21 protein-coding genes are annotated in these 23,787 nt (G+C 43.6%); 16 read left to right on the top strand and 5 right to left on the bottom strand.

What is annotated here, in order from left to right; genetic code table 11:
* Window positions 1-211: 211 nt before the first annotated feature.
* The 7 genes from ACFORF_RS10740 to ACFORF_RS10710 all read left to right on the top strand — a co-directional run bounded on the left by ACFORF_RS10740 (window position 212) and on the right by ACFORF_RS10710 (window position 8,776).
* Window positions 212-1,672: a glycoside hydrolase family 1 protein gene (locus tag ACFORF_RS10740; protein WP_380428072.1), complete on the top strand. Its 1,461-nt coding sequence runs from the start codon at window positions 212-214 to the stop codon at window positions 1,670-1,672.
* Window positions 1,673-1,694: 22 nt separating this feature from the next.
* Complete coding sequence (locus ACFORF_RS10735) at window positions 1,695-2,477, top strand: sulfite exporter TauE/SafE family protein (RefSeq protein ID WP_380428070.1); 783 nt, start codon at window positions 1,695-1,697, stop codon at window positions 2,475-2,477.
* Between the two features lie 69 nt (window positions 2,478-2,546).
* Window positions 2,547-3,209, top strand: a complete 663-nt coding sequence (locus ACFORF_RS10730; RefSeq protein WP_380428068.1) for a helix-hairpin-helix domain-containing protein — start codon at window positions 2,547-2,549, stop codon at window positions 3,207-3,209.
* Complete coding sequence (locus ACFORF_RS10725; RefSeq protein ID WP_380428066.1) at window positions 3,148-5,430, top strand: DNA internalization-related competence protein ComEC/Rec2; 2,283 nt, start codon at window positions 3,148-3,150, stop codon at window positions 5,428-5,430. Before ACFORF_RS10730 ends, ACFORF_RS10725 begins: the two co-directional genes overlap by 62 nt.
* A gap of 107 nt (window positions 5,431-5,537) precedes the next feature.
* Window positions 5,538-6,569, top strand: coding sequence for a DNA polymerase III subunit delta (holA, locus tag ACFORF_RS10720; protein ID WP_380428064.1), 1,032 nt, complete (start codon window positions 5,538-5,540; stop codon window positions 6,567-6,569).
* A 77-nt stretch (window positions 6,570-6,646) separates the two neighbouring features.
* Window positions 6,647-7,255, top strand: coding sequence for a superoxide dismutase SodA (gene sodA / locus ACFORF_RS10715; protein WP_380428062.1), 609 nt, complete (start codon window positions 6,647-6,649; stop codon window positions 7,253-7,255).
* A 345-nt stretch (window positions 7,256-7,600) separates the two neighbouring features.
* On the top strand, window positions 7,601-8,776 hold the full coding sequence (locus ACFORF_RS10710) for a serine hydrolase (RefSeq protein WP_380428060.1): 1,176 nt from the start codon (window positions 7,601-7,603) through the stop codon (window positions 8,774-8,776).
* Between the two features lie 144 nt (window positions 8,777-8,920).
* On the opposite strand, the gene ACFORF_RS10705 is transcribed toward ACFORF_RS10710, so the two are convergent.
* Both ACFORF_RS10705 and ACFORF_RS10700 read right to left on the bottom strand, forming a co-directional pair.
* Window positions 8,921-10,516, bottom strand: coding sequence for a hypothetical protein (locus ACFORF_RS10705; protein WP_380428058.1), 1,596 nt, complete (start codon window positions 10,514-10,516; stop codon window positions 8,921-8,923).
* On the bottom strand, window positions 10,513-11,259 hold the full coding sequence (locus ACFORF_RS10700) for an ABC transporter ATP-binding protein (protein ID WP_380428056.1): 747 nt from the start codon (window positions 11,257-11,259) through the stop codon (window positions 10,513-10,515). Before ACFORF_RS10700 ends, ACFORF_RS10705 begins: the two co-directional genes overlap by 4 nt.
* A gap of 157 nt (window positions 11,260-11,416) precedes the next feature.
* Between ACFORF_RS10700 and ACFORF_RS10695 the strand changes: the two genes are divergently transcribed.
* Complete coding sequence (locus ACFORF_RS10695) at window positions 11,417-12,169, top strand: SDR family oxidoreductase (RefSeq protein WP_380428054.1); 753 nt, start codon at window positions 11,417-11,419, stop codon at window positions 12,167-12,169.
* A 237-nt stretch (window positions 12,170-12,406) separates the two neighbouring features.
* Here ACFORF_RS10695 and ACFORF_RS10690 read toward each other — a convergent pair whose 3' ends face one another.
* Window positions 12,407-13,153, bottom strand: a complete 747-nt coding sequence (locus ACFORF_RS10690; protein WP_380428052.1) for a hypothetical protein — start codon at window positions 13,151-13,153, stop codon at window positions 12,407-12,409.
* A 76-nt stretch (window positions 13,154-13,229) separates the two neighbouring features.
* On the opposite strand from ACFORF_RS10690, the gene ACFORF_RS10685 reads away from it, so the two are divergent.
* The 3 genes from ACFORF_RS10685 (at window position 13,230) to guaC (ending at window position 15,999) form a co-directional block, all read left to right on the top strand.
* Window positions 13,230-13,838, top strand: coding sequence for a DUF5052 family protein (locus ACFORF_RS10685; protein WP_380428050.1), 609 nt, complete (start codon window positions 13,230-13,232; stop codon window positions 13,836-13,838).
* A gap of 96 nt (window positions 13,839-13,934) precedes the next feature.
* Window positions 13,935-14,777 (top strand): HAD family hydrolase, encoded by an 843-nt coding sequence (locus ACFORF_RS10680; protein WP_380428048.1) that lies wholly within the window; start codon window positions 13,935-13,937, stop codon window positions 14,775-14,777.
* 238 nt (window positions 14,778-15,015) lie between these two features.
* The gene (gene guaC / locus ACFORF_RS10675; RefSeq protein WP_380428046.1) at window positions 15,016-15,999 is read left to right on the top strand and encodes a GMP reductase; all 984 of its coding nucleotides are present in this window, start codon (window positions 15,016-15,018) and stop codon (window positions 15,997-15,999) included.
* 55 nt (window positions 16,000-16,054) lie between these two features.
* Here guaC and ACFORF_RS10670 read toward each other — a convergent pair whose 3' ends face one another.
* Complete coding sequence (locus tag ACFORF_RS10670) at window positions 16,055-16,237, bottom strand: 4-oxalocrotonate tautomerase (RefSeq protein WP_380428044.1); 183 nt, start codon at window positions 16,235-16,237, stop codon at window positions 16,055-16,057.
* Window positions 16,238-16,363: 126 nt separating this feature from the next.
* Between ACFORF_RS10670 and ACFORF_RS10665 the strand changes: the two genes are divergently transcribed.
* The gene (locus ACFORF_RS10665) at window positions 16,364-17,299 is read left to right on the top strand and encodes an IS30 family transposase (RefSeq protein WP_380428042.1); all 936 of its coding nucleotides are present in this window, start codon (window positions 16,364-16,366) and stop codon (window positions 17,297-17,299) included.
* A gap of 109 nt (window positions 17,300-17,408) precedes the next feature.
* On the opposite strand, the gene ACFORF_RS10660 is transcribed toward ACFORF_RS10665, so the two are convergent.
* Window positions 17,409-18,272 carry an AraC family transcriptional regulator gene (locus tag ACFORF_RS10660; protein ID WP_380428040.1) on the bottom strand — a complete coding sequence of 288 codons (864 nt, stop codon included), beginning with the start codon at window positions 18,270-18,272 and terminating at the stop codon, window positions 17,409-17,411.
* Window positions 18,273-18,492: 220 nt separating this feature from the next.
* Here ACFORF_RS10660 and ACFORF_RS10655 point away from each other — a divergent pair, with 220 nt between their 5' ends.
* Genes ACFORF_RS10655 through ACFORF_RS10640 form a run of 4 tightly spaced genes read left to right on the top strand, consistent with a single transcriptional unit; the run spans window position 18,493 to window position 23,769 of the window.
* Window positions 18,493-19,764, top strand: coding sequence for a sugar ABC transporter substrate-binding protein (locus ACFORF_RS10655; RefSeq protein WP_380428228.1), 1,272 nt, complete (start codon window positions 18,493-18,495; stop codon window positions 19,762-19,764).
* Window positions 19,765-19,822: 58 nt separating this feature from the next.
* Window positions 19,823-20,713: a carbohydrate ABC transporter permease gene (locus ACFORF_RS10650; RefSeq protein WP_380428038.1), complete on the top strand. Its 891-nt coding sequence runs from the start codon at window positions 19,823-19,825 to the stop codon at window positions 20,711-20,713.
* Window positions 20,714-20,724: 11 nt separating this feature from the next.
* Window positions 20,725-21,555, top strand: coding sequence for a carbohydrate ABC transporter permease (locus ACFORF_RS10645; protein ID WP_380428036.1), 831 nt, complete (start codon window positions 20,725-20,727; stop codon window positions 21,553-21,555).
* Window positions 21,556-21,564: 9 nt separating this feature from the next.
* Entirely contained in the window at window positions 21,565-23,769 is a 2,205-nt protein-coding gene (locus tag ACFORF_RS10640; RefSeq protein ID WP_380428034.1) for an alpha-galactosidase, read from the top strand.
* The last annotated feature ends 18 nt before the right edge of the window (window positions 23,770-23,787 follow it).

Genomic DNA, 23,787 nt, shown 5'->3' with positions numbered 1-23,787 from the left:
AGGCTGGGACAAAAGTATCAGCTTCAAACTTAATAAGGTATTCTTTGCAAGACGCAGTGGTTGAGTGGATTCTAATTCGCTGATTTCATCAGCTTTTATACCCCTACTCAACCGTGCGGAGGTGGGACGACAAAATCGAACTCTACGAGTTACCGATTTTTGTCCCACTCTCCTTTCTAGGAAATAATCGGATAAACAAAGGAGCAGAGACATGGGATTTTCCAAGGACTTTTTATGGGGCGGTGCGACCGCTGCCAATCAGATTGAAGGAGCTTATCAGGAAGATGGCCGTGGGTTGACGACCATGGATACCCTGACCGTGGGCGATGCCCAAAACCCACGCCAGATTACCTATAAGACGGTAGAAGGGCAAGTTTGCAAGGATGAGCGGTTGGCAGCAGTTCCTGAGGGGGCGACAGGCTACATTGATCCTGAAGATTTTTACCCATCGCATACAGCCATTGACTTTTACCACCATTACAAGGAGGATATCGCCCTCTTTGCAGAGATGGGTTTCAAGGCCTACCGCATGTCCATTGCCTGGACACGAATTTTTCCAACAGGGACTGAGGCTGAGCCAAATGAAGCAGGCCTAGCCTTCTACGATGCGGTCTTTGATGAATGCCTTAAGTACGGTATCGAACCTGTCGTGACCCTCTGTCACTTTGATATTCCCTTGTATTTGGCGGATACCTACAATGGTTTCTCCAGTCGGGAGACAATAGATTATTTTGTCCACTATGCAGAGACAGTCTTCAAGCGCTACAAGGATAAGGTCAAGTATTGGATGACCTTTAATGAGATCAACGTTCTGCGGTCCTGGTTACAGATGGGGATTCATCCTAACGATGACGCAACCAAAGCGCAGGCAGTTCACCATCTCCTTGTCGCGTCAGCCAAGGCTGTTCAGCTCTGCCATGACTTGATTCCTGATGCAAAAATTGGTAACATGATCATGTACGCTCCTAGCTATGCCATGACTGCCAAACCAGAAGATGTCATGGAAAATATCACCTACAAGCGTCAGGTAGAATTTTACCTGGATGTCATGGTTAAGGGCTATTACCCAGCCTATAAGTTCAAGGAATACGAGCGCAAAGGAATTGAGCTTGTCATGGCTGCAGATGATTTGGCTGTGATTGAAGCTGGCTGTGTAGACTTTATCGGTTTTTCTTACTACATGTCCACTATGTCAACAACCGATACTTCCATTCCAAAAACGCCTGGCAACAACATGATGAGCTACAAAAATCCAAATCTGGAAGTCTCCGAGTGGGGCTGGGCTCTGGATCCACTAGGCTTGCGCATTGCCTTGTCTGAGATGTACGACCGTTACCATGTACCGCTCTTTATCGTTGAAAATGGTCTTGGAGCAGTCGATGTGGTAGAAGAAGATGGTTCCATCCATGATGATTACCGGATTGACTATCTGGATACCCATATTCGGGCCATGCGGGATGCCGTGGACTTGGACGGGGTTGACCTCATGGGCTACACACCTTGGGGTTGTATCGATTTGGTTGCTTGGTCAACTGGTGAGATGAAAAAACGATACGGTTTTATCTATGTAGATGTCGATGACCGTGGTCAAGGGACCTTCAAACGTTCTAAGAAAAAATCCTTCTATTGGTACAAGGAAGTGATTGCCCACAATGCAGAAAATTTACAATAAGAAGTAGAAGAAAGGAAGTCAGATGACAGCAGTGATTTATGGACTAATCGTTCTCTTTGCGACAGCCCTTGGGGCAACGACTGGGGCAGGTGGCGGTGCCATCATCAAGCCAGTCTTTGACCTGATTGGCATTGACAATGCGACCACTATCGGGATTTACTCGACCATTGCTGTCTTTTCCATGTGTCTGTCTTCCCTCTACAAGCACAGCAAGAGCGGTCAAGGTTTTGACAAGACTATCATGTTGCTTTTGGCGGTAGGCTCCTTGATTGGGGGCTACCTGGGGGACAAGGTCTTCAAGGCCGCCACCCAGTCCATCAGCAACAGCAAGGTTACCATGACCCAGGCTATTCTCCTCTTTTTTGTCCTGCTGGCTGTTCTGCTCTTTACCCAGTGCAAGGATCGTTTGCCCAAGTTCCAGGTCCGTAACAAGCTGGCTATCTTTGGCTTTGGTCTAGCAGTGGGAACCCTCTCTGTCTTTCTTGGGATTGGTGGCGGGCCGCTCAATATCATCGTTCTTCTAGGACTCATGTCCATGACGGCCAAGGAATCTACACCGTATTCAATTGGGATGATTTTCTTCGCCCAAATCCCGAAAATCCTGCTCATCCTTTTTGCCACACCGGCTGAGACCTTTGACCTGGCAACGGTGCCCGTTATTGCGGTGACAGCTGTGGTCGGTGGTTATCTAGGGACCCGCATCAACCATCACCTAAGTGAAAAGCAGGTGACCCTAATTTATGGTCTCATGATGGCGGGACTTTTGATAACGTGTGGAATCAATATTGTAACTAATGTATCTTAAACTGAGTTTTTGACTCAGTTTTTTTCTTTTTTACGAATGATAAGATAAGACAGGAAAAGGAGTAAATCAATGGATCAAGTTATCGAATGGTTCAAGGCTAACAAGACTTTGAGCATGATTGGAGCAGTGTTGGCAGTCTTGGTTGGAACCCTCATCTTTCAAGTAACCAAACCGGCAGCAGAAGCAGAGGAGACAACCTTTCCTCTTGTAGAGACAGTGACAACTGCAACCGCTCCAAAAAATGAGGCCAGCACGGAGTCCCAAGCGACGGTCCAATCATCAACTGTCACCATTGACCTCAAGGGTGCCGTCAAAAAAGAAGGTATCTACACCCTTGATAAGGGAAGTCGCGTGGCGGACGCTATCGAGCAGGCAGGAGGATTCACGGATCAGGCCGAACGTAAATCTGTCAATCTCGCCCAAAAACTCAAAGACGAAGACGTTATCTACGTTGCCACCATCGGAGAAGAGCTTGCCTTAGCCACGGCAGCAAGTTCTGCCACTGCAACAGGAACGACTGACACCAACTCAGACACTGCCAAGGTTAACCTTAACACAGCTGACGCTGCTCAACTGCAAACAATTTCCGGTATTGGTGAGAAAAAGGCCCAGGATATTATTGCCTACCGCGAAGCAAATGGGGGCTTCAAATCTGTGGACGACCTAGGGAATGTCTCTGGCATTGGCGATAAGACTCTGGAGAAACTGCGTGAATTTGTTACAGTGGACTAAAAAACTACCCATCCAATCTATTCATCTGGCTTTTCTCATGGTCTTGGTCTCATTGACCATTCAAAGCTTCAATTGGCTTGGCTTAGGGATTTTATTGATGGCAGTGACCTGTTTATTTCGATATTATCCCATCAGACAGGCTGGGAAAGCTCTACTGGTCTTACTTGTATTCGGTTCAGGGATTTTTGTCTACCGAAGTTATCAAAACTTTCGCTATCAATCAGAGCCTGACCAGTTGACAGAGATTAAGCCTATTCTTGATACCATTTCGGTCAATGGGGATCAATTATCCTTTCGTGGTAGGTCAAATGGCCGAACCTATCAAGTCTTTTATGTTTTGAAATCCGAGGAAGAGCAGACTTACTTTAAGAGCTTAGACGAGCCAGTCAAATTTCATGTCAGTGTGAGTCTTTCTGAGGCGGAAGAAATGCGAAATTTTAAGGGCTTCAACTATAGGAATTATCTGAAAACACAGGGTATCTACAGGCTGGCAACCATAGATAAACTCCAGGCTGTGGAGAAAAGCTCTGCTATTAGGCCAGCTGAGGTCCTACAAACCTTGAGGCGCAAGCTAATCGTCTATATCGATCAGCACTTTCCCTCCCCCATGAAGCACTACATGACAGGACTTTTGTTGGGGTATCTTGGCAAAGATTTTGAGGAGATGAGCGACCTCTACACCAGTCTTGGGATTATCCATCTCTTTGCCCTTTCAGGCATGCAGGTTGGCTTTTTTCTTTTGACCTTTCGTAAGTTTTGCCTGAAATTGGGCTTAACCTTGGAACAGGTGGATGCTCTGCAAGTCCCCTTTTCCTATCTTTATGCGGGTTTAACAGGGTTTTCTATTTCTGTTATTCGGAGCCTCATCCAAGCCTTTCTATCTCGTCTTGGTATAAAAGGGTTGGATAACTTTGCTTGGGCTCTGATGCTTATTTTGGTCTTTTTACCACGTGGAATCCTAACGACAGGTGCGGTTCTCAGTCTCTCTTATGCCTTTGTTCTGTCGGTCTTTGACTGGTCGGACGTCTCGGGTTGGTGGGGAACGGTTTTGCAGAGTCTCGCCATCTCACTTGGCATGCTCCCCTTACTCATGTGGTATTTCTCGGTCTACCAACCTCTCTCCCTCCTACTAACAGCGACCCTCTCAGTACTCTTTGACATGGCTATGTTACCAGGTTTATCGCTTATTTTACTGGTCTCTCCTATAGCAAAGCTGACTGTTTTCAATCCTTTGTTCAGTTGGTTGGAGCAGGGGATTAGTCTTGTTGCTAAACTTTCAGGCCCTAGCTGGATTTTTGGGAGTCCTAGTCTTGTTATGTTGGTCTTACTTGTACTAAGTCTGGCGGTTTTCCATGACTATTTCAAGAAGAAAAATGTGCGTTTAATCGTGGTCTGCCTCCTAGCCCTGCTATTTTTCCTGGTTAAAAATCCCCTTGAAAACGAAGTGACAGTGGTCGATATCGGGCAGGGAGACAGCATTTTTCTGCGAGATATGTGGGGGAAGACGATTCTGATTGATGTTGGCGGCAAGGTCAGTTTCGAAAGCCAAGAGGCCTGGCAGAAACACCAAACAGCTGCCAATGCGGAAAGAACACTCATACCTTACCTTAAGAGTCGTGGTGTTGGGAAGATTGACCAGCTGGTACTGACTCATACGGATACAGACCACATGGGTGATATGGAAGTTGTAGCTCAGAACTTCAAGATTGGTGAAATTCTGGTTAGCCCAGGAAGTCTGACCAATCAGGAATTTGTGACTAGGCTCAAGGCTATGAAGGTCAAGGTGCGCGTGATTCAAGCTGGAGAACGGCTTGCTATCATGGGCAGTCAGCTTCAGGTCCTCTATCCCTGGGAAACTGGTGATGGTGGCAACAATGACTCTATCATTCTCTATGGACATCTGCTGAACAAGAATTTCCTTTTTACAGGAGACTTGGAGGATGGGGAGTTGGAACTAATCAAGCGCTATCCTAAATTGCCTGTCGATATTCTCAAGGCAGGCCACCATGGCTCTAAGGGGTCCTCTTATCCAGAATTTTTAGCGCACATTGGTGCAGACACCGCTCTTGTATCTGCTGGTAAAAATAATCGTTATGGTCATCCTAATCCTGAAACCTTGGAGCGATTTGAGGCAGAACAAATGACGGTCTATCGGACTGACCAGCAGGGAGCGATTCGATTCCATGGCTGGCAGAGCTGGAAAGTAGAAACGGTGAGGTGATGGTTTGAAAATGGACTAACTGAAGCATCACTGAAGGTATATTTCTCATGATGAATACGAATTACACAAAATCAGTCAGATGGCTGATTTTTTGCTATAATAAACCTATGATTGCGATTGAAGAAATTGAAAAATTGAGTCCAGCTAAACTGGGCTTAATCACAGTAGTGACTGGTGATGATGTTGGTCAGTATAGTCTACTTAAGCAGCGTTTTTTAGACCAGATTGCCTATAATACTGCAGATTTGACCTATTCTTATTTTGATTTGTCAGAGAGCAGCTTCCAATCTGCTGAGATGGACTTGGAGAGTCTGCCCTTTTTTGCGGACCAAAAAATTGTCATTTTGGACAATTTGCTTGATTTGACGACCCAGAAAAAATCCTATCTGGATGATAAGGAGCTCAAACGTTTGGAAGCCTATCTAGAAAATCCTCTGGACAGTAATCGTCTGGTGATTTTTGCTCCTGGGAAATTGGACAGCAAACGTCGTATCGTCAAACTTCTAAAGCGAGATGCCCAAATTTTTGAGGCCAGTGAGCTGAAAGAAGCAGAGCTGAGGACCTATTTTCAAAAACAGGCCCATCAGTCAGGTCTGACCTTTGATCGAGGCGTATTTGACGAACTCCTGGTCAAGTCAAGTTTTGATTTTAGTGAGGTCCAGAAAAACCTAATTTTCCTTAGGCAATATAAGGGACAAGGGATGATTATCCAGGATGATATTGTTCAGGCCATTCCCAAGACCTTGCAGGACAATATCTTTGATTTGACCCAGCTCGTCTTGTCTAAAAAAATAGACCAGGCTCAGGATCTGGTTCGAGACCTTCGTCTGCAGGGGGAGGATGAAATCAAGCTGATCGCGGTCATGTTGGGGCAGTTTAGGACCTACACCCAGGTGAGGATTTTGGCTCAACAGGGTCGAAATGAGCAGCAAATCGTAGCTGATTTATCCAGCTATTTGGGTCGTTCGGTCAATGCCTTTCAGGTTAAGTATGCCCTCAGAGACTCGCGACTGTATTCCCTATCTAAATTAAGAGGAGCAGTTCAGGCTCTTATTCTGTGTGATTATCAGATTAAACAAGGTCTCTACGCTAAGGATTACCTCTTTGATGTGACCTTGCTTAAGATTGCTCACTTATGAAACCGTAGACAAAACGCTTGAAAGCTCTGCCATTTTTGGCTATAATCAAGGTATCTAAACGAAAGAGGTAATGTCACATGGCTATTATTTTACCAGATCTTCCATACGCATACGACGCTTTGGAACCCCACATTGATGCGGAGACAATGACGCTCCACCATGACAAGCACCACGCAACTTATGTTGCTAATGCCAATGCAGCACTTGAAAAACACCCTGAAATCGGTGAAGACTTGGTTGCGCTTTTGTCAGATGTTGAGTCAATTCCAGCTGACATCCGCCAAGCTCTTATCAACAACGGTGGTGGACACCTTAACCATAGTCTTTTTTGGGAACTCTTGTCACCAGAAAAAACAGAAATTTCTGCTGAATTGGCTGCGGACATCGATGCGACCTTTGGTTCATTTGATGCCTTCAAAGAAGCTTTTACAACAGCTGCAACAACTCGTTTTGGTTCAGGTTGGGCCTTCCTCGTTGTTAACAAAGACGGCAAATTAGAAATTGTTTCAACTCCAAACCAAGACACTCCAATTATGGATGGCAAACAACCAATCTTGGCCCTCGACGTTTGGGAGCATGCTTACTACCTTAACTACCGCAACGTTCGTCCAAACTACATCAAAGCTTTCTTTGAAATCATCAACTGGAACAAGGTTGACGAACTCTACCAAGCTGCAAAAGCATAAGTAGCCTTTCAAATTCTGGTTCTGGCGACGGTTTTTTCTCAAAACGATATTTTTTGAGAAAAAAGCTAGTCAGTCCCCTAGGAAAAGCTCCATAGAGTTTTCCGTCTTCTAAGGAGCGAAGCCCATAGAAGTGGGGAGTGGAACAAGGTTGACGAATTCTACCAAGCAGCAAAATAAATCCGGATTAGTCCGTTTCACACTCAGTCTAAAATTAGGCTGAGATTTTTAGTATCTCTGCAAAGATTAATGTTAAAAATATTACAATTTTGTTAATTTGTTTTAAAAATTCCTTGAAACATGTCACACAATTTCTTATAATAGACAAGGAAAAGTTAGGAGAAGAGCGTGAAAAAGAAAATTGGTCTTGTGGCTACTTTAGTTTTAGGGATTAGCTTAGTTGGTTGTACTATGAACGGGCAATCTAAACCCAATAATACAAATGTACAGGAATCTACAACAACAGCAGGTAAAGAAAATTCGACTCAGTCAAAAAAAGTAAAGCCTGTTGAAAAATCTGCAGCAGCCAAGCAAGCTGTGATGGAAGCAGATGCTGATACAATGAATAGCCTCGGGCTTTATTTTGACTATGCTAACATGTCTTTGGAAGAAGTTGTTAAGGCCTATATGGCAGAGTATGGTATTGCAGATACTGATGTGGCTTTTTCATATGAGAATACTAAAACTGGTGAAACATTCTCCATGAATGATACTCAGCCTATGACAGCAGGGTCTACCTATAAACTTCCCCTCAATATGAAAATTGTTGATAAGGTGGAAGAGGGTATCTTTTCCATGGATCAAGCATATGATATTACCAACATCACCTATGAGTATCAAGGGGAATACGATGCTTATCGTGCACAATTTGGAGATGATATGACTATTGCAGAGATGCAAGAGTATTCTATTCTCTATTCTGAAAATACACCGGCACATGCTATGATTGCTATGATGGGTGGTGACTGGCAAAAAATCTATGACACCTTCACAACCTACGGTAAATCTAAAGCTGACATAAAGACGATAAACATGGAAATGGGTAATAAAACAACCAGTGATTTCTACATCCAGTTGTTAAATTACCTGTATCATCACCAAGAAAAATATGCTGATATTCTTTCTTGGATGGACCAATCCTTTACAGGCTTATACTACGAAGGATTGCAACCTGATCTTCATGTCATCCAAAAACCTGGTTATGTGCGTGAAGCCCTTAATGTGGATGCTATTGTAGAGGAGGAAACTCCCTATCTGATTGCTCTTTATACCCGTTATTTGGGTGGTTCAGATGAAAATACTGAAGAAATTAATGGCTATGGCTATTATGAATTGACTCAAATTTGTTATGTTATCAACGAGTGGCACCGTGTCAATATGAATCCGACTCCAGTTGGATTTGATGCGAGTCAGTATACGACAACTGCTACAACAGTCCATCAGGAATCAGAAAGTGAACTGCAAACACCTGAAGAAGAAGTGACAGATGCACTGATTGAAGAATCTGAAGAAATAAGCTATTAAGAATAGATGAAAAGGACCTCTCTGAGGTCCTTTTGTGATAGCTATAAAAACTTACTTGGGGGCGTTGAGGGAAAAGAACTGAGATTATGACTCTTACTTGTACATTAATCCTAGATGATTTCTAGTCTCTTGGAAGAAGAGCCTCTAAAACTTATCCCAGAAGGATTTCTTTATCCAGAATTGACTTACAAGGGCTAGAACAGTAAAGAATAATATAATAGTGATATTGACTGCTAGGCTATTAAGGTAAATGGTGGCAAATATAGATCCGATGACTAGTGTGATTCCTGCAATCATTGCGACAAAGATTCCTAAGCCAATAATGATTTGACTGGCACCGCGTGAAAAAAGCTGGTTGATATTTTGCCAGGTTAGGTGGAGTAGGCGATAGTCGCGCCAGTAGACGAATTGTCCAACCAACCAGGCAACGGTCAAGAGTCCAATCATAAATCCTAGAATCAAGACCAAGGGAGCTTTAAATAGCAGAGTTAAAACCAAGAGGTAGACCAGGACTGGTAGCCCATGTTGAACACCGCTAAGTACCAAGAATTTCTGCCAGACAAAGGATTTGAAGTTGACGGGGAGTGTCTTGAGGAAGGTATAATTTTCCTTTTCTAGAGAGAGTCCGACCCCTAAGAAGCTCGTAGGAAGGGCAAAGTAGCTACCCATGACAGCGCCTGTAATAAGAGAAGATCCGAAAAATTCTCCTCTGAGATTTGCGAGACTGAGCTTTTCAGTCATCAAGGCAGGGATAAACATGAGGATATAAATAATCGGCATCAAATAGGTCTGAATAATCAGATTAGCCTCTCCCAAGGTTGACAGATGGTGACGAATCATTGTTTTTGTGAGACTGTCGGAAATACGAGAGTTACGAATCTTGATTTTTTTCTTGGCCTGGGTAGCTTCCATGGCTAATATTTGTCGGAAGTAAGATGGGATAATCCGATGATAAGTCAGGACTCCGAGCCCTAGGATAATAAGGAGAATCGCTCCGCTATTAATCCAAGTCCCTATCGCCAATGGCTGAGCGACGATATCATAAAATGCACTGAAAACTGGAATCGTGATTTTTTCGTCGGTTGCTAGTGAGAGCTGAGCACTAGACTGGATAAAGAAGATTGTCCCGAAGGCAAGCAGGGTTGACAACACCATCAAGATGGTAGAGACAAGCTTTTTGTGGGGGCTTTTAGCCAGGACTTCGCCTATGATATGGAGGAGCAATAGTGAGACTAGGTTCAGCAAGATTAGGATGACTAGAAAAATTGGAATCACCAGCAGTAGGGCTAGAAAGCTCCCTGTGACCTGGACGTAGGCGATGCCTAGCAGGGCCAATAAGGGCATGAGGAAGGTCATGAGATTGGTCTGTCCTGATAGGAGTTTAGCCATAAAGACTTCTTCGAGTTTGACAGGCAGGGATAGGTAGAGTTTGGTGTCCTTGCTATCGTAGAAGATGGAGAAGAAGCCGGTGAACCCCTGAACGAGGGAAATCAGCATGAAGAGTGCCAATTGAACTGTAAATTGAAGAGGATAGGCCGAGTAATCTACCCGCATAAAAAGGTTGGCGTAGACCAACAACATAAGAACCATCATCAGTCCCTGTTGACGGAACATGGCCTTGTAAGATTGGTAGTCTTTTTGCGGATTTTTAGCGCGTTTTTTGCGAATGCTTTCGAGAACTTGAGGGTTGGAGTAGAGAATGTTGATTTTTACTAATTCCCAGATAGTTTTCCAGCTCATATCTCATCACCTACCTTTGGGCTACCTTGACGACCAGCAAGTTCCAGATAGATAGTTTCTAGGTCCTTGTCTGGATATTGAGCCTTGAGTTCTTCTAAACTACCGACGAAGATGAGTTTCCCTTTACGGAGGATACCAATACGATCACAGAGTTGCTCGGCAACAGAGAGAACATGGGTGGAGAAGATGACGGTATTGCCCTTGTGCGCGTGCTCTCGCATCATCTCTTTGAGGTCAAAGGAGGCCTGTGGGTCAAGACCGGTCAGCGGTTCGTCTAAAATCCAGATATCAGGATTAGGAATGAGGGCCCCGATGATAATGGTTTTTTGTCTCATCCCGTGGGAGAAGGAATCAATGGTCTCGTTTTGGCGGTCTTGAATATCAAATAGCTGAGCGAGCTTGCTGATTCGACTGTCAATGTCACTAGGTGCAACCCCGTAGATAGTCCCAATAAAATGCCAATATTCCTTAGCCGTCAGATTTAAAAAGATATCGGGAGAGTCAGGCACGTAGGCAATCCGCTTTTTAATGGCATCACGATGCTGGGTCAATTCTAAACCATCCACCCGGATTTCGCCGTAAGATGCTTCAATGATAGATGTAAGTAGACTAATGGTTGTTGTCTTACCAGCACCATTGTGACCAATCAGTCCGAAAATCTCTCCATTTTCGATGGTTAAATTTAGGTCACTGAGGGCCTCAAAATCTCCGTAGAGTTTAGAAATATGCTCAAATTGAATCATATAAACCTCCTGTTGTGAAAATAATCTTATTAAATTAATTGTACTGCTTTAATCAGACAATGTAAAGAAAAAAGAGATTAATATAGTATTGTGGAATAGTCAATAGCTTTCTAAACTTGTGCTATAATGGTAACAAGATAGAAAGAAGGTATCGTGTATGAAAACAGTTTTAGTGACCGGTGCATCAGCTGGTTTTGGTCAGGCTATTGCCCGCCTCTTAGTCGAAAAGGGGGATCGTGTGATTGGGACAGCCCGTCGCAAAGATCGCTTGGAAGCCCTAGCCAATGAACTCGGCGACCAGTTCTACCCACTGGAAATGGATGTGACAGATTTTGCTGGTGTTGACAAGGCCTTAGCAAGTTTACCAGAGTCTTTTTCCACCATTGATGTTCTTGTTAATAATGCAGGCTTGGCCCTGGGACTGGAAAAAGCCCATGAAGCAGATATCAAGGACTGGATGACCATGATTGAGACCAATACCATGGGACTAGTCTACATCACACGCCAAATTCTCCCTGCTATGGTAGAGCGTCAGTCTGGTCAAGTGATTAATATCGGGTCTACGGCCGGCAATTATCCCTACATGGGTGGTAATGTTTACGGGGCAACCAAGGCCTTTGTCAAGCAGTTTTCCCTTAATTTGCGGGCGGACCTTGCGGGAACCAAGGTTCGTGTAACCAACGTCGAACCTGGCCTCTGCGGAGGGACAGAATTCTCCAATATTCGTTTTAAGGGAGACGATAGCAGAGCTACACAAACCTACGAGGGCACCAACAGTATTCAACCAGAAGACATCGCAAATACCATTCTCTGGCTTATCGAGCAACCCGAGCATGTCAATGTCAACCGTATCGAACTTATGCCAACCTCACAAAGCTTCGGTGGACTAACCGTTACTCGAGAGGAGTAGTCAAGCCTGCTATACAGGTCTGAAAAACTCAATGAGTAAAGATAATACTCTTCCAAAATCAAAATTATACGTCGTTAGGTTTCCTTGCCTAACTCTCTTATGTCTACGTCAACCTGCCTTGTCTATTGAGATTTTGAGTGAGTATAAACTGTATGAGGTACTTGAGTACCCAAAGTATATCTCCACCTAAAACGAGAAAATAGATAAAAGACCGAATGAGCGTTCATTCGGTCTTATCTATTCCTCTTCAAAATCAAAATGGTCATTATGGATGGAGGCTCCGGAAGTGGTATCTGACCAGCCGACTAGGGCTTGGCCTGAGTCTTTGAGGTAGCTAGCAAGGAGTGGTTTGATGTCTTGAACTAGCTGCAAAATAGTTCCAAGTGAACCATCTTCATTAACCAGTCCATAGTAGGACTGGATGAGGATTTGCTGGCTGGACATGGCCGGTAGGGTAAGATGGAGACTATGGGTGCTGGATGCTTGCAAATCTTGCCTAATCCAGTTTGGAATATCTTGAGAAGCCTGGTCGTCAGCTAAAAAATCATAGGGATCTGATGGTTTATGATTACTGGATAAGGTTGTCCCCTCTTGATTGTGTAGACTGGCACTCAGGGGGAGAAGGGTGAGCGGATTTGGAATCAAATTTGCCTGAAAGAGTTGAAGTCTTTTAGCAAGGTTCAAACAAAAAGCGCCATCCTGCCAGCAGTTTTCAGTGTCATGGACGTAAACTGTAGAGTCCGTATCTGATGTATTTTCTGTTGAGAATTTGAGGGTGGGCAAGTCAAGGGAATAGTTATCCCAAGTTAACAGGCCGTCCAGTTGGTTGAGTCTGTCCTGGGATGGGTCACCAGTCGCTAGGTCATGTAGGCTTACCTCAAAGAGGTAGTTGAACTGCTCTGCTATGGTCTTTAAGAAATCCTTATAGGCTTTTGGCTGCATTTGGGAGTTCCAGAGCCCTAAAATGTATGGTTTGTAAGTCATAGTTTCATGATAAGGGCTACCTTTGAAAAATGCAAGTTTTCTGACTCTATGGTATACTGTAGGAAAGGAGAAAACCATGAAAAAGTATAAAGTTATAGGGCTTTTAGTCCTCAGTAGTTTGGTCTTAGTAGGCTGTCAGTCGATTACTGATTTTTTCAAGACGACGCAGGAGCAATATCTGGGCTTGTCAGGAACCATTCGGACCTTTGATGAAAATTCTCAAGTTATCGATAAGGTTGAGGGGTCTAATATTTCCATTAACAGTGATAATCGTTTTGACATCACGGATGATAATGGTAATGTCTCCAAGGAGTCCTCTGTTCTTGATATCTCTGTTGGTAGCAGTCAGGTCATCCATGTCGGATCCACTCTGATTTTTCAGGAGAAGGGCTTGACCGATTACATGGAAAAATACGGCCCTACTCTTGAAATTAATACAGAAGACCGGAGTTTACCCTTTGTCAATCGCTTTTTCCAGCAGTTACAAAATGACTGGACGGGAGAGAAGAAGTTGATCTTGGTGCGTTCTCAAAACGGTAGTCCCCTGGCGACCTTCTTTGGAAATCGTGTGTCAACTTCCGCACCTGATGGGATACCCAACACCACTTATCTCTTGATTGACGGGAAACGCCTCATCATCTATCGGGCAGATTTTACCATTTACGATACAGCCTTGCTTGATTAAATCATAGGATAATACCAGTAATGAGGAGGATAATACTATCTTTCTCATTTTTCTTTGGGGTATAATATAAGTATCAATCACAAAGGAGTTTTTCTCATGACTAAAGTTATTTTCTTAGACGTTGACGGAACCTTGGTGGACTACCATAACCGTATTCCTGAGTCTGCGATTAAAGCCATTCGTCAGGCGCGTGACAAGGGGCATTTGGTTTATGTTTGTACAGGACGCAGTCGAGCAGAGATGCAACCTGAACTCTGGGATATCGGCCTCGATGGCATGATTGGTGGTAATGGTTCCTACGTTGAACACCACGAGCAGGTCCTCATGCATCAGTTGATTTCAGCAGAAGATTCAAAAGCCATTGTAGACTGGCTCCATGGGCGTGGTTTGGAATTTTACTTGGAGTCCAACAACGGTCTCTTTGCTTCTGAAAATTTCCGAGAGCGGGCGCGTGAAACGGTCAAAACTTATTGCCGCTCTAAAGGAATGTCTGAAGAACAGCTCAAGGACTTGGAAGTGGAAGATGTCATGCATGGTATGATTTTTGGTGGCGAGCTCTATCGTGATGACCTTAATAAGGTTAGCTTTGTCTTGGATTCTTATCAAGATCATCTGGATTCGATAGAGGCCTTCCCAAATCTAGAAGCTCATACCTGGGGTGGCCGTGGAGAGACAGCCCTCTTTGGAGATTTAGGGGTTAAGGACATTAACAAGGCTCATGCGGTGCAAGTTATTCTGGACCACCTTGGTCTGGAGCGGAAGGATACGATAGCCTTTGGAGATGCCAAGATTGATATTCCAATGTTGGAATACTGTGAGATTGGTGTATCTATGGGCAATGGGGGACCAGAAATCCTTGCAATGGCAGATATGGTGACGGACGATGTCGAAGAAGACGGTCTCTACAAGGCCTTTGAAAAATTAGGCTTGCTCAGTTAATCTAATCCTGCCTAAAAAGCGAACGATATATTTTTTTGTGGATTTAAATTTGACAAAACCCAAACTTTGGTTTAAAATAATGATGGAAGGGTAAGTTTTTACCTAGCGATGCTCTGCTATTGCCAGAGTTATAGGAAGGTCAATTTAGAATAGAAACCTGCCGATAGGCGTTTTCAGGCTAGATGTGACTAAAAGTTGACGTCCTCTTTGCCTGCCGTCTGGTGGGAGAGGACTTTTTATGTTCAATGATATGCCGGTTTTTGACTATGAGGATATCCAGCTCATTCCCAATAAGTGCATTATTTCCAGTCGTTCAGAGGCAGATACGACGACAACCTTGGGTGGCCATACCTTTAAGCTCCCTGTCGTTCCAGCCAACATGCAGACCATTATTGATGAGCCATTGGCAGAGCAGTTGGCGAAAGAGGGTTATTTCTACATCATGCACCGTTTTGATGAAGCTGGGCGGAAGCCTTTCATCTCCCGTATGCATGAACAAGGTCTGATTGCGTCTATTTCTGTAGGGGTCAAGGACTACGAATATGACTTTGTCAGCTCTCTTAAGGATGATGCACCAGAATTTATCACCATTGATATTGCTCATGGTCATGCGGATAGTGTCATCAACATGATCAAGCATATTAAAAAAGAACTTCCTGAGACCTTTGTCATTGCTGGAAACGTCGGGACTCCCGAGGCAGTTCGTGAACTTGAAAATGCGGGTGCAGATGCGACCAAAGTCGGTATTGGTCCAGGTAAGGTCTGCATCACCAAGGTAAAAACGGGCTTTGGTACTGGTGGTTGGCAATTAGCCGCTCTGCGTTGGTGTGCTAAGGCCGCTAGTAAGCCAATTATTGCTGACGGCGGCATCCGGACTCATGGAGACATTGCAAAGTCCATTCGCTTTGGGGCAAGCATGGTCATGATTGGGTCACTCTTTGCTGGTCATATCGAAAGCCCTGGAAAAACTGTTGAGGTTGACGGAGAAGCTTTCAAGGAATATTTCGGCTCTGCCTCTGAGTACCAAAAAGGGGAGCACAAAAACGTTGAAGGTAAGAAAATTCTCCTCCCAGCCAAGGGCCATATTGCAGATACCTTAACTGAAATGCAACAGGATCTTCAATCTTCAATTTCCTACGCTGGTGGACGTGACCTTGCTAGTTTAACCAAGGTCAACTATGTTGTGGTTAAAAACTCCATCTGGAACGGAGATAGTCTTTAGAAAATAAAAAAACAGCGTGACCTGCTACTGCTTAAGTTAGCATCACGCTGTTTTTTTATTTACGCTTCATCTCGCCTTGTGGATAGTAGGTTCCTTCCGGCATATCATTGATAAAGACATGGATGGCAGATAGCGGAGCATTGGTATTTCGTGAAACCACCTCAGCAACCTCGCGGGCAAGGGCAACCTTTTGCTCCTCTGTGCGCCCTTCAAACAATTCAATTTTTACAAATGGCATCGTAAAACTCCTTTTTATTGATTATTTTACCATGATAAATTGTGAAATATAGTGCAACAAAAAAACTCATAGAGTTTCTTTCGTGTAAACTGTAAGTAACCACACTAACAGAGCACGAGGAAATCTATGAGCTACTTACATCTTACCATAACTGAGAGAATAAAGATAGAGACTTATTTGGAATTAGGGTTAAAACCTTGCAAGATTGCCCGAAAATTAGGCGTTCATCGGTCTACCATCTCCAGAGAGTTAAGACGATGTCAGACCTCCTACTCTGCAGATTTGGCACAGAAACATTATGACCAAATGGCTAAACAAAAAGGCAGAAAGTCTTGTTTGACACCGGAGTTGAAAACAAAGATTGAGAAAGGTTTGAACGCCTCCTGGTCTCCTGAACAAATCTGTGGTCGCTATCGCCTTAAACACCAGCCAATGGTCGCTTTCAAGACCATCTACAACTGGCTTTATGCTGGTTTGATACAATTAGATTTAAGCGTCCTACGCCGAAAAGGAAAAAGCCGACAACCCAGAGAAACACGAGGGAAATTTACGATTGGCACACCAATTTCAAAACGCCCTAAAGAGGTCAAGAGTCGTGATACCTTCGGCCACTGGGAGTTAGATACCGTGGTGTCATCAAGAGGTCAAAGCAAGGGATGTTTGGCGACTTTTGTAGAGCGAAAAACACGCTTTTACTTGGCTTTTAAAATGCCAGACAGAACAGCCAAATCCATGTTTTCAGCTATTGAGCAACTCCTAACCTTATTGCCAAAAGAAGCCTTTAAAACGTTCACTTCGGATAGGGGAAAGGAATTTGCCTGCTATCCCTTAGTGGAGAAATTAGGCATTCCCTTTTACTTCGCAGATGCTTACTCTTCTTGGCAAAGAGGAAGCAATGAAAACGCCAATGGATTACTGAGAGAGTATTTTCCCAAGAAAACAGATTTAGCTGTTATTCCTGATAAGGATTTGGACAAGGCTCTATCTGACATCAATCACCGACCACGAAAATGTTTAGCTTACAGAACAGCTGTCGAAGCTCTCTTGAACGAGTTTAAATAAATGTTGCACTTTTTCTTGCAATTTATCATATAAAAAAACCGCTGAAAATTTTTTTCATGCGGTTTTTTGCTTACTCCTCCAAGAAGACCGAATAGTATTTTTAAATGGGTCATTCTGTAGAATCTCCAGAGTCAATTAGATGGCTATTCTCTTTGCGCCATATTTTAGGACTTTGCAAGTATTGTCGTTTGAAAGCAGTAGAATAGTTAAATTGGTTAGAGTAGCCAACTTTTATAGCAATATCATGTAAGGATAAGGTTGTATTACGCAACAGTTCACAGGACTTGCTGAGGCGATATTGGATGAGGAATTGTTGAGGGGAAGTATTGAGTTCCTTTTTAAAGAGTCGACTGAAATAATGTTTATTGAGGTTACAGTGATTGGCCATATCATCAACTGTAATAGATTCCTGGTAATGGCGTTCAATAAAGTTTACCGCTTCTCGAATATAGAGTTCTGTGATATCGTTGTGGGTGATGGGATGTTGGCTCATCGATAAGTCGATGACGGCATTTAGAAACAGATAAAGATGGGAAATAATGAAGGCACTGCGTTTATCGTGATTCTTTAGCAAGAGATTCATTTCTTGATAAACAGGACTTTCTGTAGGAGAAGTAGTTTGGTTAAAGATCGGTTGATGCTTACTAAGGCCAGCCAACTTCAAGAAATGCTCGCTTTTTAAACCATCAAATTCAACCCACATATAGGCCCAGGGATCATTTTTATCCGCTTCATAGCTACAAATTAAGTCTGGCCAAATCAAGAAACCTTGACCAGCTGATAGGTTATAAGCCTTGTCCTGCCCCGAAATATAGAAGGTTCCCTTGCCTGAAATAATATAGTGGAAGAGATAATGTTTTCGTGTAGCTGGGCCGAAAGAATGCAGGGGTTCACACTCTTCTCGACCAAACTGGATAGGAAAAAGATCAATATAGGATTGATTATTAAAAAGATAAAATTCTACTTTTGCCATCAAATAATTCCTCTAACATACTCTTGTAAACACTTACCATTATACCATAAAATATGAAATTGTGACATTTTATATGAAATAAAACAATTAATTATAAAAAATAATATATTTTAAGTCAATAATTGACATGTAAAAGTAAGCGTTTTCCTGATAGAATAAAGATAACAAAACACTAAACCTTTCTAAAAGGTAATAACGAAAAGGAGTCAATTTTATGTTGATGAGAAAAATGGGAAAAACCATTACTTTAGCTGCCTCTGTACTTGCATTGGTAGCTTGTGGCTCTAGTAAGGAAGAAGCAAAACCCACCGAGTCAGCTGATTCCGGAAAACAAACCACCGTTTCTTATGCCATTTGGGATTCTGGACAGGAACCAGGTATTCGTAAGATTGCAGATAAGTTTGAAGAAAAAAATCCAAATATCAAAGTGGATATTCAAGTGGTTGAATGGGATGCTTACTGGACCATGTTGGAAGCAGGAGCAACAGGAGGTTCCTTGCCAGATACCTTCTGGATGCATTCAAATGAAATCTATCGCTACGGTTCAAATGAGATGTTGTTGAATTTAGACGATTACATCAAGAAGAGCGACTTGATAGACTTGAGTAAATACCCAGAAGGCTTGACTGGTATCTACAATGTCAATGGTAGCCAATACGCTATTCCAAAAGATTACGATACCATCGCTCTTATCTACAACAAAACCTTGTTTGATCAAGCGGGTATTGCTTACCCAGATGATACATGGGATTGGACAACTCTGAAAGATACCGCTAAGAAATTGACCAAGGGTGATGGCAGCCAATATGGTTTCTTGGCACCGCTGATCAACCAAGAAGGTTTCTACAACTTCATCTACCAAAACGAAGGAACTGTTATCACAGAAGATAAGGTTTCAGGCTACGACGATCCAAAAACTATCGAAGCCTTGGAATACTACACTAGCTTTGTAAGCGAAGGGCTTTCTCCAAAAGTGACAGAAGACTCTGAGCGTTGGGACCTTCTTCGTAATGGACAAGTTGCTATGGCAGTATTTGGTTCTTGGAACTTGTCAGGTCTCACCAACGATGACTACATCCGTGAAAACTTTGATGTAGCTGTTTTGCCAAAAGGTAAAAAACGTGCTACTATCTTCAACGGTTTGGGTAACGCAGTTGCAGCTAACACCAAAAACCCTGAAGCTTCTTGGAAATGGGTTGAATTCCTCGGATCCAAAGAAGGTCAAGAAATGCAAGCTGAACTGGGTGTTGCCATCTCAGCCTATGAAGGTACTGCAGATACTTGGGTAAACTCCAACAAAAACTTTGCAATCAAGAACTTCATCGACATGGATGACTACGCACAAATTCGTCCTTACTCAAACGTGACCACTAAGTGGGAATCAAAAGCTGACGAACTGTACAAGCAAGCTTACTTGGGCGAAGAGACTGTGAAGGAAGCAGCAGCCAAAATGGCGAAGATGATGAACGAAGAATTGGCTTTGGAAAAATAAGTCTAGTTGATGAGGCAGGGGGAGTGGTAGCTCCCTCTGTTTTGTTAAAGGAGATTGTATGCATAAGAAAAAGAAACGAGATCAGCTCTTATGGGGACTGGGTATGGTGGCACCAACCATTATTGGTTTGTTGATTCTGAACATCATTCCGATTATCCAGACTCTTAAGATGAGCTTTTACAGAAGCGGAGACTTTGGTAAGGGTGAGATTTTTGTGGGTTTAAGCAATTATCAAAAACTCTTTGCCGATCCTGAGGTCTGGCAAGCGACTTGGAATACGATTCGTTACACCATCGTGGTCGTGCCTGCAACGGTTGTGTTTGCAACGATTTTGGCGGTCTTGCTCAATTCAAAGATCAAGGGCAAACACATCTATCGGACCATTTATTTCCTGCCCATGGTAGCGGCACCCGCTGCGGTGACCATGGTCTGGAGATGGCTCTACAATACCAATTATGGTCTCATTAACTATATCCTAGGGCAATTCGGCATTGGAAAGGTCAACTGGATTGAAAACCCATCAATCGCCCTTTATTCTATTGCGATCATTGGGATTTGGAGTTCAGTCGGTTACGCCATGATTTTGATTTTGGCAGGTCTCCAAGAGATTCCGAAAGATTACTACGAATCAGCGACCATTGACGGGGCCAGTGGCATCAAGCAATTTTTCTACATTACCCTGCCGATGCTGTCCCCAACCCTCTTTTTTGTCGTTGTCACCAGTGTTATTTCAGCCATGCAGGTCTTCGATGGGATTTACATGATGGTGAGCAATACGAGTCCGGCTTATCAGAAGACGGTTTCTCTTGTCTATCTTTTCTACAATAACTCCTTCAAGTATTCTGACAAGGGCTATGGTTCGACCATCATCATGCTGCTCTTACTCATCATTATGATGATCACCTTTGTTCAGATGAAGGTTCAGAAGAGATGGGTCCACTATAGATAGGGAGGAAGAGTATGAAACAAAAAAAATATCTGACTGCTATTGGGATTCACGGATTCTTGATTCTAGTGGCTTTGGGAATGATTGTTCCCTTTGTGTGGATGGTCTTGACCTCCTTCAAAACCATCTCAGAGTCCACCCAGATGAATCCTTTCCGACTGTTTCCTGCAGTCTGGCAAACGAGAAACTATACAGAGGTGATTCGTACCAACGACTTCTTCACCCTGTACGTGAATACGATTTTAATGATGCTATGGCGGATTGTCAGCTCCGTCCTCTTTAGTGCCATGGCGGCCTACGCCTTTGCCCGTCTGGAGTTCAAGGGAAGAAACTTCCTGTTTGGCTTGGTGCTCTTCCAGATGATGGTACCCTCACAAATCTTTGTCATTCCACAGTTTTTGATGGTCAATCAAATGGGCATGCGCAACACCATTTTCGCCCTGGTCTTCCCAGGTTTGGTGTCGGCCTTTGGTACCTTCTTGCTGAGACAGTTTTTTGCAGGTTTGCCAAAAGAGTTGGAAGAAGCGGCAGAGCTGGATGGCTGCAATATCGGCCAAACCTTTTTCCGGGTGATGTTGCCGCTGGCCAAGTCTGGCTTGATTGCCCTGGGGATCTTTACAGCCCTCTTTGCCTTCAAGGATCTTCTATGGCCCTTGATTATCAACTCCGAAGCAGATGCAGCGACCCTCTCAAGCGCCCTTTCAAAAATCCAAGGTGCCTACTCCGTTAACTATCCGCAACTGATGGCGGCAAGTGTACTGGCCATTTGGCCGATGGTGGTCATTTACATCATCTTCCAGAAACAGTTTGTACAAGGTATTGCGACATCAGGCGGCAAGTTATAGGGGGTTGCTATGGGTATTCTTTTTAAGGAAGAGGAAAAGGAGTTTCATCTTTTTAATGATCGTCTGAGCTATATCCTGTGTGTGCTACCCAATGGGCATATTGGTAACCTTTATTTTGGCAAACGTGTTAGCACAGATGATACTTATGGGCATTTGTTGGAAAATAAAAATCGTCCGCTAACTTCCTATGTTTTTGAGGATGATCCGACCTTTTCCCTACAACATACCAGGCAAGAGTATGCTTCTTATGGAACAGGGGACTTTGCTCAGCCAGCTTTTCTGCTTGGTCAAGAAGATGGTAGCCAGCTTTCTCATTTTACTTTTGATTCTTTCCGAATTTTTTCAGGAAAAGAGTCTCTAGAAGGTTTGCCAGTTACTTATGTTGAAAATTCAGATGAGGCCACTTCATTGGAAATAAGCCTCGTGGATAGGGTTTCTGAAACTCGCTTATATTTGCTCTATAGTATTTATGAAAAACAGTCCGTAGTGACGCGTAGTGCCCGTTTTGAACAGTATGGGCAACAAACCATTCGACTCAAGCGTGCCTTGTCCATGAATTTGGATTTGCCAGATAGCAACTACGACTGGATTCATTTAGATGGGGCTTGGAGCAGGGAACGTCATCTACAAAGAAGCGCTCTCCATCAAGGAATTCAATCTGTCTATAGCCTTAAGGGAGCTAGTAGCGCTGAGCATAATCCATTCTTAGCCCTAGCTAGACCGACAGCAGATGAACACCAAGGAGAAGTTCTAGGTTTTTCTCTGGTTTACAGTGGTAACTTTCTAGCCCAAGTGGATGTATCCCCCTACCAACAGACTAGGGTCATTCTGGGAATTCATCCAGAACGTTTTGAATGGAAACTCCAAGCAGGAGAAACCTTCCAAACACCAGAAGTGGTCATGGTTTATAGCGATGGTGGTTTAAACCAGATGAGTCAGACCTACCATAGTCTCTATCAAAAACGTCTAGCCAGAGGAGAATGGAGAGACAAGGAACGTCCAATTTTGCTCAACAACTGGGAGGCCATGACCTTTGATTTTGATGAGGAACGTATTCTGACTCTAGCTCAAAAGGCTTCTGAAGTAGGAGTAGAGTTGTTTGTCATGGATGATGGCTGGTTTGGAGAGAGAAATCACGATCGTGCTGGCCTAGGTGACTGGCAGGTTAATATGGAAAAACTGCCAAATGGTCTGACAGGGATTGTTGAAAAAGTTCATGAGATGGGCATGCGTTTTGGTTTGTGGATTGAGCCTGAAATGGTCAATAAGGATAGCCAACTCTATCGGAAGCATCCAGATTGGATTTTCCATCACCCTAATCGAAGTCAATCACCGGGTAGACATCAATTTACCCTAGACCTTTCAAGAGAGGATGTCTATCAAAATATTTACCAACAACTGCATACTCTTTTGAGTCAATATGATATTGACTATATCAAGTGGGATATGAACCGCTACATGACGGAAGTCTTTAGCGTGACACAAGATAAGGAAAGACAGGGAGAGATTTTCCATCGCTATATCCTCAATCTTTATCGTTTGTATGAACAGTTGACGAGTGAATTTCCACATATTCTCTTTGAATCTTGTTCAAGCGGTGGTGCTCGATTTGATCCTGGTATGCTCTATTATGCCCCTCAAACCTGGACCAGTGATGATACAGATGCCCAGGAGCGTTTAGCTATTCAGTACGGGACTTCCCTGGTTTATCCTTTGTCTGCTATGGGTTGTCACATCTCCGCAGTGCCTAATCAGCAGGTCCATCGGGTAACACCTCTGTCTACTCGGGCCAATGTAGCTTATTTCGGAGCCTTTGGTTATGAATTAGACCTGTCTGAATTGAGTAAGGAAGAATTTGAAGAGGTTAAAGACCAGATAGTTTTTTATAAGAAGGCTCGGAGAACCTTCCAATACGGAACCTTCACACGCTTGCTAAGTCCATTTGAGGGAGACAGTACTGCTTGGCAGGTAGTCTCTGAGGATGGTCGAGAAGTCTTTGTCTGTGTTTACCGTAGTCTCCTACGAGTTAATGAAGGGAATCGTCGCCTCTATCTCAAAGGATTAGAAGCTCAGGCTCGCTACAGAATTAATGGCGGTCCAGTCTATTCGGGAGATGCCTTGATGCATGCAGGTCTCCCCCTATCGACAGAGGAATTCGATGCCGGTGTTAGGGATTTTACCTCCAAGCTGTATCATTTGGAAAAGGTGTTATAGGTAATTTTGGACACTGAG

Origin of the sequence: Streptococcus caprae (assembly GCF_042649745.1) — a bacterium.
GTDB lineage: Bacteria > Bacillota > Bacilli > Lactobacillales > Streptococcaceae > Streptococcus > Streptococcus caprae.
Note: the sequence above shows the minus strand (reverse complement) of the source record. Positions and strands in the feature narration are given on the sequence as shown.